Origin of the sequence: Comamonas sp. SCN 65-56, from assembly GCF_001724135.1 — a bacterium.
GTDB lineage: Bacteria > Pseudomonadota > Gammaproteobacteria > Burkholderiales > Burkholderiaceae_C > Comamonas_C.
Genome location: NZ_MEDS01000026.1, coordinates 15,460 through 29,870 on the forward strand (window position 1 = coordinate 15,460; position 14,411 = coordinate 29,870).

General features: G+C 65.1%; 19 protein-coding genes. 12 read left to right on the forward strand and 7 right to left on the reverse strand.

The window, feature by feature from the left end; genetic code table 11:
• Positions 1-2: 2 nt before the first annotated feature.
• A complete protein-coding gene (locus tag ABS45_RS15890; protein ID WP_291557351.1) occupies positions 3-1,481 on the reverse strand; it encodes a Ppx/GppA phosphatase family protein in 1,479 nt (492 codons plus the stop codon).
• Positions 1,482-1,622: 141 nt separating this feature from the next.
• Between ABS45_RS15890 and ABS45_RS15895 the strand changes: the two genes are divergently transcribed.
• Together ABS45_RS15895 and hprK are read left to right on the forward strand one after the other, a co-directional pair.
• Entirely contained in the window at positions 1,623-2,090 is a 468-nt protein-coding gene (locus tag ABS45_RS15895; protein WP_291557353.1) for a PTS sugar transporter subunit IIA, read from the forward strand.
• A gap of 22 nt (positions 2,091-2,112) precedes the next feature.
• The gene (gene hprK, locus ABS45_RS15900) at positions 2,113-3,072 is read left to right on the forward strand and encodes an HPr(Ser) kinase/phosphatase (protein ID WP_291557355.1); all 960 of its coding nucleotides are present in this window, start codon (positions 2,113-2,115) and stop codon (positions 3,070-3,072) included.
• A gap of 9 nt (positions 3,073-3,081) precedes the next feature.
• Here the strand turns inward: hprK and fur are convergent, their stop codons facing one another.
• Positions 3,082-3,501, reverse strand: a complete 420-nt coding sequence (fur, locus tag ABS45_RS15905; protein WP_291557357.1) for a ferric iron uptake transcriptional regulator — start codon at positions 3,499-3,501, stop codon at positions 3,082-3,084.
• A gap of 72 nt (positions 3,502-3,573) precedes the next feature.
• On the opposite strand from fur, the gene ABS45_RS15910 reads away from it, so the two are divergent.
• The 6 genes from ABS45_RS15910 to ABS45_RS15935 all read left to right on the forward strand — a co-directional run bounded on the left by ABS45_RS15910 (position 3,574) and on the right by ABS45_RS15935 (position 7,602).
• Positions 3,574-4,134: an outer membrane protein assembly factor BamE gene (locus tag ABS45_RS15910; protein ID WP_291557360.1), complete on the forward strand. Its 561-nt coding sequence runs from the start codon at positions 3,574-3,576 to the stop codon at positions 4,132-4,134.
• A gap of 51 nt (positions 4,135-4,185) precedes the next feature.
• On the forward strand, positions 4,186-5,001 hold the full coding sequence (gene dapB, locus ABS45_RS15915) for a 4-hydroxy-tetrahydrodipicolinate reductase (RefSeq protein WP_291557363.1): 816 nt from the start codon (positions 4,186-4,188) through the stop codon (positions 4,999-5,001).
• Positions 5,002-5,021: 20 nt separating this feature from the next.
• Positions 5,022-5,684, forward strand: coding sequence for a MotA/TolQ/ExbB proton channel family protein (locus ABS45_RS15920; RefSeq protein ID WP_291557365.1), 663 nt, complete (start codon positions 5,022-5,024; stop codon positions 5,682-5,684).
• A gap of 1 nt (position 5,685) precedes the next feature.
• Positions 5,686-6,111, forward strand: a complete 426-nt coding sequence (locus ABS45_RS15925) for a biopolymer transporter ExbD (protein WP_291557367.1) — start codon at positions 5,686-5,688, stop codon at positions 6,109-6,111.
• Positions 6,112-6,216: 105 nt separating this feature from the next.
• Positions 6,217-7,266: an RAMP superfamily CRISPR-associated protein gene (locus ABS45_RS15930; RefSeq protein WP_291557369.1), complete on the forward strand. Its 1,050-nt coding sequence runs from the start codon at positions 6,217-6,219 to the stop codon at positions 7,264-7,266.
• 9 nt (positions 7,267-7,275) lie between these two features.
• Entirely contained in the window at positions 7,276-7,602 is a 327-nt protein-coding gene (locus tag ABS45_RS15935; RefSeq protein WP_291557371.1) for a hypothetical protein, read from the forward strand.
• Between the two features lie 27 nt (positions 7,603-7,629).
• On the opposite strand, the gene ABS45_RS15940 is transcribed toward ABS45_RS15935, so the two are convergent.
• The 4 genes from ABS45_RS15940 to ABS45_RS15955 all read right to left on the reverse strand — a co-directional run bounded on the left by ABS45_RS15940 (position 7,630) and on the right by ABS45_RS15955 (position 9,177).
• Positions 7,630-8,043, reverse strand: coding sequence for a type II toxin-antitoxin system VapC family toxin (locus ABS45_RS15940; protein ID WP_291557373.1), 414 nt, complete (start codon positions 8,041-8,043; stop codon positions 7,630-7,632).
• The gene (gene vapB / locus ABS45_RS15945; RefSeq protein WP_291557376.1) at positions 8,044-8,274 is read right to left on the reverse strand and encodes a type II toxin-antitoxin system VapB family antitoxin; all 231 of its coding nucleotides are present in this window, start codon (positions 8,272-8,274) and stop codon (positions 8,044-8,046) included.
• A gap of 187 nt (positions 8,275-8,461) precedes the next feature.
• On the reverse strand, positions 8,462-8,890 hold the full coding sequence (locus ABS45_RS15950) for a type II toxin-antitoxin system VapC family toxin (protein WP_291557421.1): 429 nt from the start codon (positions 8,888-8,890) through the stop codon (positions 8,462-8,464).
• A complete protein-coding gene (locus ABS45_RS15955; RefSeq protein WP_291557377.1) occupies positions 8,887-9,177 on the reverse strand; it encodes a type II toxin-antitoxin system prevent-host-death family antitoxin in 291 nt (96 codons plus the stop codon). Before ABS45_RS15955 ends, ABS45_RS15950 begins: the two co-directional genes overlap by 4 nt.
• Positions 9,178-9,354: 177 nt before the next feature.
• On the opposite strand from ABS45_RS15955, the gene ABS45_RS15960 reads away from it, so the two are divergent.
• The 3 genes from ABS45_RS15960 to csx2 are packed head-to-tail and all read left to right on the forward strand — an operon-like array spanning position 9,355 to position 10,885.
• The gene (locus ABS45_RS15960; RefSeq protein WP_291557379.1) at positions 9,355-9,618 is read left to right on the forward strand and encodes a hypothetical protein; all 264 of its coding nucleotides are present in this window, start codon (positions 9,355-9,357) and stop codon (positions 9,616-9,618) included.
• Positions 9,615-9,920: a CRISPR-associated protein Csx16 gene (csx16, locus tag ABS45_RS15965; RefSeq protein ID WP_291557381.1), complete on the forward strand. Its 306-nt coding sequence runs from the start codon at positions 9,615-9,617 to the stop codon at positions 9,918-9,920. Before ABS45_RS15960 ends, csx16 begins: the two co-directional genes overlap by 4 nt.
• Positions 9,917-10,885 (forward strand): TIGR02221 family CRISPR-associated protein, encoded by a 969-nt coding sequence (csx2, locus tag ABS45_RS15970; RefSeq protein WP_291557383.1) that lies wholly within the window; start codon positions 9,917-9,919, stop codon positions 10,883-10,885. The genes csx16 and csx2 overlap by 4 nt, the downstream gene beginning before the upstream one ends.
• Before the next feature lie 196 nt (positions 10,886-11,081).
• Here the strand turns inward: csx2 and ABS45_RS15975 are convergent, their stop codons facing one another.
• Positions 11,082-11,264: a hypothetical protein gene (locus tag ABS45_RS15975; RefSeq protein WP_291557385.1), complete on the reverse strand. Its 183-nt coding sequence runs from the start codon at positions 11,262-11,264 to the stop codon at positions 11,082-11,084.
• 413 nt (positions 11,265-11,677) lie between these two features.
• Here ABS45_RS15975 and leuS point away from each other — a divergent pair, with 413 nt between their 5' ends.
• Entirely contained in the window at positions 11,678-14,410 is a 2,733-nt protein-coding gene (gene leuS / locus ABS45_RS15980) for a leucine--tRNA ligase (RefSeq protein WP_291557387.1), read from the forward strand.
• Position 14,411: the final 1 nt, after the last annotated feature.

Here is a 14,411-nt window from a genome sequence, read left to right on the forward strand (position 1 = left end):
CATCACGCCAGCTCGGCCACGTATTCCCAGGGCGTTTTCTGCCAGGCCTGCGCCTCCTCGCGCAGCAGGTGCGCCGACTGCGGGAAGGCCGCCGCCCAGCCGGGGCGCGAGCGCACGCTGCAGCGGCGGCCATCCAGGCGCAGGGTCAGGCCTTGCACGTCGGGCGCGCGGCGTGCGTGGCACAGCGCGATGGCGGTGCGCAGGCACATGAGCTGCAGCGCCAGCACCGGGTCATCCAGGCCGGCTTCGAGCTTGCGCAGCTTGCCGCGGTGGCCCAGCACCAGCAGGCCCAGGGCGTGCAGCTCGGGCAGGGCGAAGCCGACGGCGTCGGCGTGCTCAAGGATGTAGGCGCCATGGCGGTGGTAGTCTTGGTGCGAGATGCGGCAACCGATCTCGTGCAGCTCGGCCGCCCATTGGAGCTTGCGCGCGGCGCGCTCGCTGCCCGGCGGCGCTGCGCCGGCGAACAGCCGCAGCGCCAGCTGTGCCACGCGAGCGGCCTGCGCCTCGTCCACGGCGAAGCGCCGCATCAGTGCGCGCACGCTGGCCGCCCGCAGGTCGGTGCCGGGCTGCTCGCGATCCAGCAGGTCGTACAGCGCGCCCTGGCGCAGCGCGCCCTGCGCCACCGCCATCCGCTCGACACCCAGCAGCTCGAAGAGCGCGCGCACGATGCACAAGCCCCCGCCGATGACCGGGCGCCGGTCGTCCTTGAGCCCTTCCAGGCGCACGCGGTCGGCATGGCGGGCGCGCAGCAGCTGCTCGCGCAGCCAGTCCAGCCCGGCGCGAGTGATGTATCCCTGTTCCCGGCCGGCCGCGGCAAGCATGGAGCCGATGGCGCCCGCCGTGCCCGAAGAGCCGTAGGCCACATCCCACAGTTCACCGCGGTATGGCTGGGCCGCCTCGTCGAGCACCGCCTTGGCGGCGGTCTCGGCGATCTCGAAGGCTCTGGGCGTGAACATGCCATCGGCGAAATAGCGCGCCGACCAGGCCACGCTGCCGACGCGGCAGGAGACGACGGCGCTGGACTCGAACTGCCGGCCCAGGATCAGCTCGGTCGAGCGCCCGCCGACATCCACCACCAGCCGCCGCTCGTCGGACTGCGGCAGCAGCCGTGCCACGCCCTGGTAGATGAGGCGTGCCTCTTCGGGGCCGGAGACCACGTCGATCGGGAAGCCCAGAATCTGGTTGCCGCGGGTGATGAAGGCTTCACGGTTGCGCGCCTCGCGCAGGGTCTGCGTGGCGATGGCGCGCACATGCCCTCGCGGGAAACCCGAGAGGCGCTCGGCGAAGCGCGCCAGGCAGTCCCAGCCGCGCTGCATGGCGTCGGGCGTGAGGTTGCGCTCCTCATCGAGCCCGCCGCCCTGGCGGACGGTTTCCTTGCGGTATTCGACGCGGTGGATGTGCCCGTGTTCGAGGCGGCCGATTTCGAGGCGAAAGCTGTTGGAACCCAGGTCCACGGCCGCCAGCAGTGTTCCGTCTTGCATGGTGCGCTGCGTGCTTGTTGAGGTGGGGGCGGCGCAGCATAGCACCGCGCCGTGACGGCGGCAGCCGCCCGGCGGCGGGCGCCGTGCGCAGGCGGGTTACTAGGGTTTACGCTAGTTGTGCATAATTACGACCCATTCGCCATGAACCGACTCGCATCCATATTGCCCCCTGCGCAGGTGCTCGTGGGCGTTGACGCCACCAGCAAGAAGCGCGCCTTTGAAGAGGCCGGTTTGCTGTTCGAGAGCCAGCACGGGCTGTCTCGGGCATTGATCACCGACAGCCTGTTTGCGCGCGAACGCCTGGGCTCCACCGGCCTGGGGCACGGGGTGGCGATTCCGCATGGACGCATCAAGGGCCTCAAGTCGCCGATGGCGGCAGTGTTCCAGTTGGCGCAGCCCATCGGTTTCGATGCGCCGGATGAGCAGCCGGTACGCTTGCTGATTTTTCTGCTCGTGCCCGAAGCGGCAACCCAGAAGCACCTGGAAATCCTCTCGGAAATTGCCGAGCTTCTGGGCGATGGCCAGCTGCGCGACCGTATCAAGACGAGTGCCGATGCAGCCGAATTGCACGGCTTGATCGCCGGCTGGCAAAGCGCGCACACGGTGTGACCCGGGCGCAGCGGCGGGCAGCATGAAAGCCAACGTCGTTCGCGCCGATACCCTGTTCGAGGAATTTCGCTCGCTGCTGCGCTGGCAGTGGTTGGCCGGGCAGGAGGCGGGTGAGCGCTGCTTTGAAGATGGTGCGGTGCGTGCGGCACGCTCCAGCGCCGACCTGGTCGGGCACCTGAACTACATCCATCCGTATCGGGCGCAGATCATTGGCGAGCGCGAGATCGCCTATTTGTTGCGCGGCGATGCGCAAGACTGCAAGCGGCGCCTGGCGCGCATCGTCACACTCGAGCCGCCGGTGCTGGTTCTGGCCGACGCCCAGGAAGCGCCCAACGCCATGCTCCAAATGTGCGAACGTGCGCAGATCCCCTTGTTTGCCACGCCCGAATCGGCCGCGTTCGTCATCGACGTGCTGCGCGCCTACCTCTCCAAGCACTTTGCCGAACGCAGCTCGCTGCACGGCGTGTTCATGGATATCCTGGGCATGGGCGTGCTCATCACTGGTGAGTCAGGTCTGGGCAAGAGCGAACTCGGGCTGGAGCTGATTACGCGTGGCAATGGCCTGGTGGCCGATGATGTGGTGGATCTGGCCCGCATCAACCAAAGCACCATCGAAGGCAAGTGTCCCGAGCTGCTGCAGAACCTGCTGGAGGTGCGCGGCATCGGGCTGCTGGACATCCGCGCCATCTTTGGCGAGAACGCGGTGCGCCGGCGCATGCGGCTGCGCCTGATCGTGCACCTGGTGCGCAAGGAGACGCTGGAGCGCGACTATGAGCGCCTGCCGGGCGAACCCTTGAACCAGGATGTGCTGGGCGTGCCGATCCGCAAGGTGGTGGTCGAGGTGGTGGCCGGGCGCAACATCGCGGTGCTGGTGGAAGCCGCCGTGCGCAACACCATCCTGCAGCTGCGCGGCATCGATACCTACCAGGAATTCGTCCAGCGCCACCGCGAGCTCATGGCCAGCGGCCGCGAGCCAATGTAAAGCGCTGCCTCAGCGCTTGGCGGCGCAGGCCTGGCACAGGCCGTAGAGTGACATCGCGTGGTCGTGCACCTCCCAGCCGCGCTCTTGTGCTATCAATTTTTGGCGCTTTTCGATTTCGCTGTCGAAAAATTCTTCTACCTTGCCACAGCCGGTGCAGATGAAATGGTCGTGGTGCTGGCCCTCGTTGAGCTCGTAGACGGCCTTGCCGCTCTCGAAGTTGCTGCGAATCAGGATGCCTGCCTGCTCGAACTGCGTCAGCACGCGGTAGACGGTGGCCAGCCCGATGTCCGAGCGCTCCTCGAGCAGTACGCGAAACACGTCTTCGGCCGTCATGTGCCGTTGCGAGCCCTGTTGAAAGACTTCCAGAATTTTCAGGCGCGGCAGCGTCGCTTTCAGGCCGGTGCTCTTGAGCTCTTCAATATTTGTCATCGTGGTGGCGCCCCGTGGTGGCAGACTTGCGGGCGCAGGCCTGCCGCTACAATGAAAACAATCATAGACCGGATGCACAAAACCATGTCAGCCCTTCCCCGTTGGGGCGCTCTTGCGCTCGCCGTTGTCATGCCCGCAGCGGGGTTGCTGGCGGGCTGCGCTGGTTCGGGCGAGCGGTTGGCGAACATGGTCACGCCTTACCGGCCGGAGGTGGTGCAGGGCAACGTGGTGACGCGCGAACAGGTGGATGCGCTCAGGCCGGGCATGAGCCGCCAGCAGGTGCGCGAGATCCTGGGCACTCCCCTGATGACCAGCCTGTTTCACGCCAACCGCTGGGAATATGTTTTCACCCTGCGCCGCCAGGGCGTGCAGGATCAGGCGCGCCACCTGACGGTGTTTTTCGACAAGGACCGGTTCGAGCGCACCGAGGGCGACGAGATGCCGACCGAGCAGGAGTTCATCGCGTCGCTGTCCACCAGCATGAAGGACGTGAAGGTGCCTGAACTGGAGGCTACCGAGGCGCAGCTGGAGCGTTTTCCCAAGGCTCAGACCGAGACGGACAAGGCATCGCCCCAGCCTGCGGCGCCGCCTGCCGGCACGCGCTACCCGCCGCTCGAATCCCCGGGCCGCTGATGTTCTCCGGTGGCGCCAAGCGGCTGCCGGTTTTTTCTGAATGAGGATGGCATGACTTCCACTACTGCACGGCGCATCGCGATTGCCGGTGCCAGCGGCCGCATGGGCCGCATGCTGATCGAAGCCGTGGGCGAGAGCGCGGATTGCGTGCTGGCTGGCGCGCTGGACGTGGTGGCCAGCCCGGCCATGGGGCATGACGCGACGGCCTTTCTCGGTCGCACCAGCGGTGTGCTTGTCACCGCGGACCTGCGCGCGGGTCTGGCAGGTTGCGACGTGCTGATCGACTTCACCCGGCCTGAAGGCACGCTGGCGCATGCCAAGGTCTGCACCGAGTTGGGCGTGCAGATGGTGATAGGCACTACAGGTTTTGATGATGCAGGCAAGGCCCAGCTTGCGCTGGCGGCTGAAAAGACGGCCATCATGCTGGCCCCCAACATGAGCGTGGGCGTGAACGTCACGATGAAGCTGCTGGAGCTTGCCGCCAAGGCGCTTTCCGACGGCTACGACATCGAGATCATCGAGGCGCACCACAAGCACAAGGTGGACGCGCCCTCGGGCACCGCGCTCAAGATGGGCGAGGTGATTGCCGAAGCCCAGGGCACGCGGCTGGCCGACCGCGCGGTGTACGAACGTTACGGCCATACCGGCGAGCGCGAGGAGGGCACGATAGGCTTTGCCACCGTGCGCGGCGGCGATATCGTGGGCGACCACACCGTGCTCTTTGCCGGTACCGGCGAGCGCGTGGAAATCACGCACAAATCCAACAGCCGCGCCGGTTACGCCCAGGGCAGCCTGCGCGCGGTGCGTTGGCTCGCGGCCCAGCCGCGCGGGCTGTTCGACATGTTCGACGTGCTCGGCCTGCGCTGAGGCGTTTGGCAAACTGGCCCATGAATGCCCTGCAATGGCTGCGTGAGGCGGACGCCGTCATCCAGGCCTGCGCCGCCGTGCTGCTGGCGATGTCGGTGGCCAGCTGGGTCGTCATCCTCGTGAAGCTGCGGCTCATGGCGCATGCACGCACCGACATGGTGCGCGCCGTGAACGCGCTCTGGGCTGCGCCGCAGTTGCAGGCCGCCACCGAGCACGTGCGCCCGCTTGATCGCCACGCCCTCGTCTGGCCGCTGGTGCAGGCAGCCGCCGCCCTGCAGGCGTCGAGCCTCTCGGACGCACTGGCGCAGCAAGCCAGCCTGGCGCAGCGCGCCACCCGTGCGCTGCGCACTGCCTTGCACGGCGCGCTGGCACGCTTGCGCTGGGGGCAGGTGCTGCTCGCCACCGTCGGCGCCACCGCCCCCTTCGTCGGTCTGCTGGGCACCGTCTGGGGCATCCAGCATGCGCTCACCGCGTTGGCGGGCAACGGCCAGATCAGCATCGAGCGCCTGGCGGGCCCGGTGGGCGAAGCGCTCATCATGACGGCTGCGGGCCTGGCGGCAGCGATACCGGCGGTGTTGGCCTACAACGGCTTTGGCCGCTCGGTTGGCGAGGTCGAGGCCGAACTCGAAGGCCTGGCGCATGACTTGCACACGCTGCTGACCGATCCCCCTTTGGCGCGCTGACATGGCCTTTGGTCGCTTCACCGAACCGGCCTCCTCGCGCCCCATGAGCGAGATCAACGTCACGCCACTGGTGGACGTGATGCTGGTGCTGGTGGTGATCTTCATCCTCGCCGCGCCGCTGCTGGCCAGCAGCATCCGGCTCGATCTGCCGCAGACGCGGCAAAGCCATCCGGGGGCGACGGCCGCCGGTGCGCTGGTGCTCTCGCTGGACGCGGCGGGCACGGTCTTCTTCGATGAAAAACCGGTGTCTGACACCCAACTGCAAGAGCGCCTGCGCTCCCTGGCCGCCACCGCGCCCGACAGCGAAGTGCAGTTGCGGGCCGACACCCGGGTGCCCTACGGGCGCGTAGTCCATCTGATCGAGGCGTTGCAACTCGCTGGCTTGCAGCGCATCGGGTTTGCCACGCAGCCGGCGGCCCGGCCATAGAGCGACGGCTGACGAGTTTGGTCGGCACGGCAAGCTTGCCGTGATTCAGGGGCTTGGCGTCGGGTTGCACAATGCAACGAATCCAGTTCCCCTGCTCCCAAGGCCATGAAGACTTGCAGCTATCAGATTCGCTTCCTGACCCCCGCCTTTCTGGGAAACGCCAGCCAGCAGGCGCAGTGGCGCACGCCACCGATCAAGGCGCTGCTGCGCCAGTGGTGGCGCGTGGCGGTGGCCCAGCAAGTTCGCTACAACCCCGATGCCTTGCGTGAGCGCGAGGCCGAGCTGTTTGGCGTGGCCGCCGATGGCGGGGATTCGCACCAGAGCTTGATCCGGTTGCGCCTGAGTCACTGGAATGAAGGCAACCTGAAGGAATGGCCTCGGCATGGGGCGGTATCGCACCCTGAAGTTCGCAACCCTGTAGGCAGCGATCTGTACCTGGGGTTTGGGCCTTTGACCTACAACACAGCCACCCGCAGCACCGGCCTCAAATCCAAAGCCGCCATCCAGGCAAACGACAGCGCCATCTTGAGCTTGGCCGTACCCGACCAGCATGCCGATGCGATCCGCACGGCGCTGACGCTGATGAATTTCTACGGCACACTGGGCGGGCGCAGCCGCAATGGCTGGGGCTCGTTCTCGCTGCTGCCAGAAAACGGCTCGCCCGCGCTGGACGAGGCACTCGACAGCCGCTTCATGCGCCCTTGGCAAGAAGCACTGCAGCTCGACTGGCCGCACGCCCTGGGTCGTGACAACCAACGCCGGCTGATTTGGCAATCCGCTGCGTTTGACGACTGGACAAAGCTCATGCGGGAGCTGGCGCAAATCAAGATCGGGCTGCGCACGCAAAAAACCTTTGAGTTTCCGCAAATGCGCCCGGATGGGCAGGTTCACAACCGTCATTGGCTCAGCTATCCAGTTACCACCCACAAGGTCTGGGATTGGGACAAGAGCAACTTGCGTCTTCCCAACAGCCTGCGCTTCAAGGTGCGCCCCGCGCCGGGCAACCCCAAGCAGCTCGTCGGCGTGATCTTTCACCTCCCCTGCCTGCCACCACCGGCTTTTCAGCCGCACCTGTCCAGCATTGAACGCGTCTGGCAAACCGTCCACGCCTTCCTGGATCAGCCAGAACAAAAACTCACCCGCATTCCCGCCTGAGACCTGCCCATGAACCACGAAACCCTCTGGCAAACCAAACTCGCCGCTCGCCTGCACGACCCGGCCGAAAAAGCCCTGGTGCTGCTGCGCGACCCCGTCGGCCACGAAAACGGCACCAGCCGCGCCCTGACGCGCCTGCTTGGCTACGCCACGCACGGTCAGCCACGCTACGCCGTGGTCTGGCAAGAAGGGCAGGGCACGGGCTACGTCATCAAGCCCGACGCCAGCCAGCCCCAGGGCATCCGCGTGCAGAGCGTGCCGGTGCAAAAGCTGCAAGCCTTCGAGGCCGCCGGGCAGGCCAGCGCGGCGCAGCTGGAAGCGCTGTTTCGCGTCTGACCTGCGAGAGGCCTGTTCCGCGTTGTCTTACGCGGCAGCCACCCAGTTCTCCACCGCCAAGCCGGGCACCCTGCGAAATTCGCGCTCGTTGTTGGTCACCAGCACCAAACCCTCGGCGCGCGCGTGGGCGGCAATCCACAGGTCGTTGTTGCCGATGGGTTGCCCGGTGCGCTCCAAGGCGGCGCGGATCTGGCCGTAATGCGCACCGGCGGCGGGCGCCAGGGGCATGACCTGGATGGCGCCTTGCAACTGCTGCAGCACCGCCAACGCCTTGTCCTTGGCCTGGCTTTTTTCTGCGCCGTGCTGCAACTCGCCCAGGGTGACCACCGACATGGCCAGCGCGTCAGCGCTCAACTGCTCAAACCGCGCGCGCACGGCGGGTGGGTTGTGCTTGGCGATGTAGATGCAGATATTGGTATCGAGCAGGTAGCGGATGGCCATTCAGAAAGCCTCGCGCTCTTGGGGCAGGGCGTCATCCCGGCCGTCTTGCATAAAGTCCGCCGGCAGGCTGGCCAGCGCATCAAAAATGGCCGCAGCGCTGGCAGGGCGCTCGCGCAGCACAATGTCATTGCCCTGGCGGAAGATCTCCACCTGCTCGGCGTTGAAGCGAAATTCCTTGGGCAGGCGCACGGCCTGGCTGTTGCCGGACTGGAAAACACGAGCGTAGGTCATGGAAGTCCCTCATGGATATACGAAAAGTATATACATCACATAGTGCGTGTCAAACGTGGACATCGGGATGGTCTGAGGTGCTGATTTCAATTACACCTTTCAGCGAGCCGCTTCCATGCCACAAAAGATGGCTGAGCAACATGCTTGCCGAGCTCGGGCTCTCCGAAGCTCGTCGATTCACTGCATATCAATCCTGCCCAACAAACTCCCAAGGGTTGAACAGCGCCACCCCCATGTGCGCAAAATCCCGCACATTGCGCGTCACCAACGTCAGGCCATGCCGCAAGGCCGTGGCAGCGATCAGCGCGTCATGCGGCGGTGCCGGGTCGGGCACATGCAGCGGCGCGCAGCGCTGCACCACCGCGTCATCCACCGGCAAGCTGCGCTCGGCAAACAGGGCGCGCACGCCATCCAGCCACGCGCGCAAAGCCTGTGCTTGCGCGGCATCGCGCCGTTGCAACCGCAAGATGCCGATGTCAATTTCCAGCCAGGTCAGCACGCTTGTGTACTGTGCCGCCAGTGGCACGCTGGCCGCCCAGGCCAGCACACGCGCATCCGCCTGCGGCTTGTCGGTGCGCAACTCGGAGATCACGTTGGTGTCGAGCAAATACATCAGCGCGGCTCGTGTTCGCCAAATTCGGGAATCCGCAGGTTGATATCAGCGGCGCCCGGGCGTTCGGGCAAAGGCAACTCGACCCCCGAGGGCGCACCCACCCCCCGCATGGCCAGCAGCAGACTCTCGCCGCCCACCTGCCCGGTCAGGCGGTAATAGTCCTCGATCTTGAGCACCGCCAGCGCTGGCTTGCCGCGTTCAGTGATGATCACCGGCCCCTGCTGGGCCGCGCGTTTGACCGCCGCCGCATCCCGCGCAAAGGTGCGGCTGTTCATGGTGGCAATGCTCATCTGCGCCTCCTGGAGTTGATTGTCTGCATGTTACGACACATAGCCGTGAACCAGCCAATCACCGTGAAATTTGCCCTCGTAGGGCACCGCGCACGGCAAGCTTGCGATAGCTCGGGAAAAGGCCCTGTCGGCCAACAATCCACCCATCGAAAACAACCCGCAACAAGGACACACACCATGACCATCCCCCAAGCCGCCGCCGCCGGCATCGCCGCCGACAAACTCTCGCGCAAGATCACCCGAAGCAACAAGGTGAGCGTCACCCGCAGCACCATCTCCACCGTGGGCGGCGGGGCGCTTGCCGGAGCAACGACGAGCGCGGTGGCCACGACGGCCAGCCTCGTCGGCCTGTCCACCGTCGCCACCGCTGCCGCCCCGGTGGTCATCCCAGCCGTCATCGTGGCCAGCGGCATCGGCCTCCTGTGCAGCCTGTTCGAATGACCACCTGGTTCGTCAGCCGTCACCCCGGTGCCCTGCACTGGATGCGCCAGCACGGCCCGGTCTTTGACCGGCACGTGCCACACTTGGACCCTGCGCAGGTACAGCCCGGCGACACTGTCATCGGCACGCTGCCCGTGAATCTGGCGGCGCAGGTCTGCGCGCGCGGTGCAGCCTACTGGCATCTGGCGCTGGAAATTCCCGCACAGGCGCGCGGGCGCGAACTCAGCGCTGATGAACTTCAAGCGCTGGGTGCTACGCTGCAACGCTACATCGTCTTGATACAAGAGGAGGCCAGCACATGACGACCTTGATAAGTTTCCTTGGCAAGAGTAGAGCCGATGCCAGCGCTGGCTACCGAGTTGCCAACTATCGTTTTGCGCCAAACTTCGCACGCAAAGTACCGTTCTTCGGAATGGCGCTGCTTGAATATGCCAAGCCTGAACGCCTGATTTTGGTTGGAACCGCCGGCAGCATGTGGGACGTGTTCTTCGACCATCAGCACACCGACGATGAAGCCACCCTGGTCGTGAGCGACGCCGTGGATCGTGCAACCGTCACGCCAGAGTTGTTGCGCACCCATGAGGAAATCCTGACACAACGCCTTGGCATGCCGGTTCAATGCCTGCTGATTCCTTACGCCCGAGATTCAGCCGAACAGGCCGCCGTGCTTTCGGAATTGGCTGTGGTGCTGCAACCCAGTGAGGAAATCATTCTCGACGTGACCCACGGTTTTCGCCATCTCCCCATGCTAGCGCTGGTGGCGGCACGTTACTTGACGCATGTGCGTGGTGTGCGCGTGCAGGAGTTGTACTACGGCGCGCTGGAAATGACCAACGCCGAGACGGGCGAGACCCCCGTGTTGCGATTGGGCGCAATGCTGCAAATGCTCGATTGGGTCGAAGCCCTGGCGAGCTACGGCCAAAGCGGTAACTATGGTGTGTTCGCTGACCTCTTCAAGACCGATGGCATGCCAGCCAGCCACGCAGATCAATTGGCCAAAGGCGCCTATTTCGAGCGTGGCAGCAACCCGGTACAGGCACGACAGGCACTAGGTGTAGCGCACAAGAGCCTGCAAAGTCACCACGGAGCGATGAGTGAGCTATTCAGACAAACCTTGACTGACCAGATCGACTGGTTTCGGACAGGTAATCGCGCGGACTGGGAATTCCGTCTGGCCGATCGCTACCTCACACGCAAGGACTACTTGAGGGCCGTGATTTACCTGGGCGATCTCAATTTTGAAGTGCAACACTCTCACATGAGGTAAGTTGCACAGATGGAAACACGATACAAACAACTGCAGGCTGAAGAGCGCATGTGGCTGCGCGCCGTCGCGCCAAGACTCTGAGACCCGCCAGAAAAGCGCGGCATGGGCTTTTTTGTGCCACCGTGGCCCGCGGTGCGGATGACCGGGGTTATCTGGCGCCCATCCCGTCGAGCGAGCGGGCGCCGTGCACGAGGTTTCACGCCCCGCGTCGGCACTGAGCGGCGGCGGTGTCGGCGGCCGTCAGCCCGAGTTCCTTGCGCCGCGCGGCGATCGGGTCGGCGGCAGGCCGTTGGCCCCGGCTCTTGCCCTTGTCGTGCGCCGTGATCGACACGGAGGCCATGTATGCGGGCATGTCCTGCGGCGCTTTTCCTGCATCCATCCAGGTGAAACCGTGTTACGGATGCAGGGCGCCGATCTTGATGCGCCCGCCCACGATCTGGACGCTGATGGCACGGCTGCCCGCAGGCAGGGCCGCCTTGTCGGTCAGTGCCAACAGGTGTTCGGCGGGGTGGGAGCGGTGCGCTTGCGCAGGGCGAGCAGTTCGCGCTGCGCCAGGCGCAGCGTCTTGTCCAGGTGCGGGTGGTTCAAGACGGCGTGCACTCTGGCGGCGATGGCCCGTTCTGCCGGGTTGGCCGATTGCGATTCGATGAGTTCAAGCTTTGAGTGCGCCGTGGCACGCTTGCCGTGTGCTGGCCGTGCTTGCCCTGCTGGCCGGGTGCGGCCGGGCGAACGCCTAGAATCGATTGCCGCCGCGCCTTTTCCTGCGCGGCCGTTTGTTTTTCCCCCGCAGCCATGCAAGACAAATACGACCCCGCCGCCGTGGAGCGCGCCGCGCGCGAACACTGGAACGCCATCGATGCCTACCGCGTGAGCGAAGACGAGAACCGGAAGAAGTTCTACGCCTGCTCGATGCTGCCCTACCCCAGCGGCAAGCTGCACATGGGCCATGTGCGCAACTACACCATCAACGACATGCTCACGCGCAGCCTGCGCATGCAGGGGTTCAACGTGCTGATGCCGATGGGCTGGGACGCGTTCGGCCTGCCGGCCGAGAACGCGGCGCTGAAAAACAAGGTGCCGCCCGCCAAGTGGACCTGGGACAACATCGCCTACATGAAGGGCCAGATGCAGGCCATGGGCCTGGCGATCGACTGGAGCCGCGAGGTTGCGACCTGCTCGCCCGAGTATTACAAGTGGAACCAATGGCTGTTCCTGAAGATGCTGGAAAAAGGCATCGCCTACCGCAAGACGCAGGTGGTCAACTGGGACCCGGTCGATCAGACGGTGCTCGCCAATGAGCAGGTGATCGACGGCAGGGGCTGGCGCACCGGGGCGCTGGTGGAAAAGCGCGAGATTCCGGGCTACTACCTGAAGATCACCGACTACGCGCAAGAGCTGCTGGATCATGTGCAGTTGGGTGGCGAGAAGGCCACGCTCACCGGCTGGCCCGACAAGGTGCGGCTGATGCAGGAGAACTGGATCGGCAAGAGTAGCGGCGTGCGTTTTGCCTTCACGCATGACATCAAGGGAGCGGACGGCGCCTTGATCCAGGGCGGCAAGATGCATGTCTTCACCACCCGCGCCGACACAATCATGGGCGTGACCTTTTGCGCCGTCGCGCCCGAGCACCCGCTGGCGGCGCATGCGGCGGCGAGCAACCCGAAGCTGGCGGCCTTCATCGCGCACTGCAAGGAAGGCGGCACCACCGAAGCCGAGCTGGCGCTGAAAGAAAAAGAGGGCCTGCCCACGGGTTTGTTCGTGACGCACCCGCTCACCGGCAAGCCGGTCGAAGTCTGGGTCGGCAACTACGTCTTGATGAGCTACGGCGACGGCGCGGTGATGGGCGTGCCGGCACACGATGCGCGCGACTTTGCGTTTGCAAAAAAATACGGCCTGCCTATCCAGCAGGTGGTCGCCGTGGAGGGCGAAAATTTCTCGCTTGACGGCTGGCAGGAGTGGTACGGCGACAAGCAAAAAGCCGTGTGCGTGCATTCGGATGGACTCGATGGCCTGCCGTATGCGCAGGCGGTCGACAAGGTAGCCGAACTGCTCGCGGCCAAGGGCCTGGGCGAAAAGAAAACCACCTGGCGCCTGCGCGACTGGGGCGTCAGTCGCCAGCGCTACTGGGGCACGCCGATTCCCATCATTCATTGCCCCTCGTGCGGCGTGGTGCCGGTGCCCGAGAAGGATTTGCCGGTGGTGCTGCCGGAAGGCCTGGTGCCCGATGGCAGCGGCAATCCTTTGACCAAATGCGAGGCTTTCTTCAAGGTCGCCTGCCCGTGCTGCGGCAAAGAGGCGCGGCGCGAGACCGACACGATGGACACCTTCGTTGACAGCTCGTGGTACTTCATGCGCTATTGCGATCCGAAGAACGATCAGGCGATGGTGGCGGACGGTACGGCGTACTGGATGCGGGATCAGCACCATGCCACTGGCGGCAGCGGCATGGACCAGTACATCGGCGGCATCGAGCACGCCATCCTGCACCTGCTGTACGCGCGCTTCTGGACCAAGGTGATGCGTGACCTGGGTCTGGTGAAGGTCGATGAGCCCTTCACCCGCCTGCTCACGCAGGGCATGGTCTTGAACCACATCTACAGCCGCCGCACCGCCAAGGGTGGCAAGGACTATTTCTGGCCCAAGGATGTCGAGCACGTGTTGGATGGGGCGGGCAAGATCGTCGGCGCGCGGCTGATTCATCCGGCCGAAAGCGGCGATGGCTTGTTGCCGGTGGGCACGGCGATCGATTACGAGGGCGTGGGCACGATGTCCAAGTCCAAGAACAATGGCGTTGATCCGCAGGAGCTGATCGAAAAGTACGGTGCCGACACCGCGCGGCTGTACACCATGTTCACCTCGCCGCCAGAACTCACGCTGGAATGGAACGACTCGGCGGTGGAGGGCAGCAGCCGCTTCCTGCGCCGCGTCTGGGGCTTTGGCAGCAAGCTGTCCACTATGGATATGGAAGCTGTCGGCCCAAGCGTGGCGCGCGCTGCAAGCCTGAAAGACCTTGAATTCGGCAAGCATGCGAAGGCGCTGCGGCTGGAGATCCACGGCGTGCTCAAACAGGTGGATTACGACTACCAGCGCATGCAGTACAACACCGTGGTCTCGGGCGCGATGAAGATGCTCAACGCGCTGGAGGGCTACAAGGCGCTGGAAGACGCAGGCGCGCAGGTGGCGCTGATCGAGGGTTTTTCCATTCTGCTGCGCGTGCTCTACCCGGCCACGCCGCACCTCACGCACGTGCTCTGGCAGGAACTGGGCTATGCGGGCACATTGGGCGAACTGCTCGATGCACCCTGGCCCAAGGTCGATCCCGACGCGCTCAAGCAAGACGAGATCGAGCTGATGTTGCAAGTGAACGGCAAGCTGCGCGGTGCGATTCGCGTGAGCGCGGATGCCGACAAGGCGACGATCGAGCAGGTGGCGCTGGCCAACCCCGAGGCGCAGAAATACCTGCAAGGCGCGGCGCCGAAGAAGGTCATCGTCGTGCCTGGGCGCCTCGTCAACATCGTGGTGTGAG

Bases quoted from the DNA above. Each gene is read 5' to 3' on its own strand.
- hprK (WP_291557355.1), top strand. From the start codon at position 2,113: ATGAAAGCCAACGTCGTTCGCGCCGATACCCTGTTCGAGGAATTTCGC.
- csx16 (WP_291557381.1), top strand. From the start codon at position 9,615: ATGACCACCTGGTTCGTCAGCCGTCACCCCGGTGCCCTGCACTGGATG.
- ABS45_RS15930 (WP_291557369.1), top strand. From the start codon at position 6,217: ATGAAGACTTGCAGCTATCAGATTCGCTTCCTGACCCCCGCCTTTCTG.
- vapB (WP_291557376.1), bottom strand. From the start codon at position 8,274: ATGACCTACGCTCGTGTTTTCCAGTCCGGCAACAGCCAGGCCGTGCGC.
- leuS (WP_291557387.1), top strand. From the start codon at position 11,678: ATGCAAGACAAATACGACCCCGCCGCCGTGGAGCGCGCCGCGCGCGAA.
- ABS45_RS15910 (WP_291557360.1), top strand. From the start codon at position 3,574: ATGCACAAAACCATGTCAGCCCTTCCCCGTTGGGGCGCTCTTGCGCTC.
- ABS45_RS15940 (WP_291557373.1), bottom strand. From the start codon at position 8,043: ATGGCCATCCGCTACCTGCTCGATACCAATATCTGCATCTACATCGCC.
- ABS45_RS15895 (WP_291557353.1), top strand. From the start codon at position 1,623: ATGAACCGACTCGCATCCATATTGCCCCCTGCGCAGGTGCTCGTGGGC.
- ABS45_RS15960 (WP_291557379.1), top strand. From the start codon at position 9,355: ATGACCATCCCCCAAGCCGCCGCCGCCGGCATCGCCGCCGACAAACTC.
- ABS45_RS15920 (WP_291557365.1), top strand. From the start codon at position 5,022: ATGAATGCCCTGCAATGGCTGCGTGAGGCGGACGCCGTCATCCAGGCC.
- dapB (WP_291557363.1), top strand. From the start codon at position 4,186: ATGACTTCCACTACTGCACGGCGCATCGCGATTGCCGGTGCCAGCGGC.
- ABS45_RS15955 (WP_291557377.1), bottom strand. From the start codon at position 9,177: ATGAGCATTGCCACCATGAACAGCCGCACCTTTGCGCGGGATGCGGCG.
- ABS45_RS15890 (WP_291557351.1), bottom strand. From the start codon at position 1,481: ATGCAAGACGGAACACTGCTGGCGGCCGTGGACCTGGGTTCCAACAGC.
- csx2 (WP_291557383.1), top strand. From the start codon at position 9,917: ATGACGACCTTGATAAGTTTCCTTGGCAAGAGTAGAGCCGATGCCAGC.
- fur (WP_291557357.1), bottom strand. From the start codon at position 3,501: ATGACAAATATTGAAGAGCTCAAGAGCACCGGCCTGAAAGCGACGCTG.
- ABS45_RS15975 (WP_291557385.1), bottom strand. From the start codon at position 11,264: ATGGATGCAGGAAAAGCGCCGCAGGACATGCCCGCATACATGGCCTCC.
- ABS45_RS15935 (WP_291557371.1), top strand. From the start codon at position 7,276: ATGAACCACGAAACCCTCTGGCAAACCAAACTCGCCGCTCGCCTGCAC.
- ABS45_RS15925 (WP_291557367.1), top strand. From the start codon at position 5,686: ATGGCCTTTGGTCGCTTCACCGAACCGGCCTCCTCGCGCCCCATGAGC.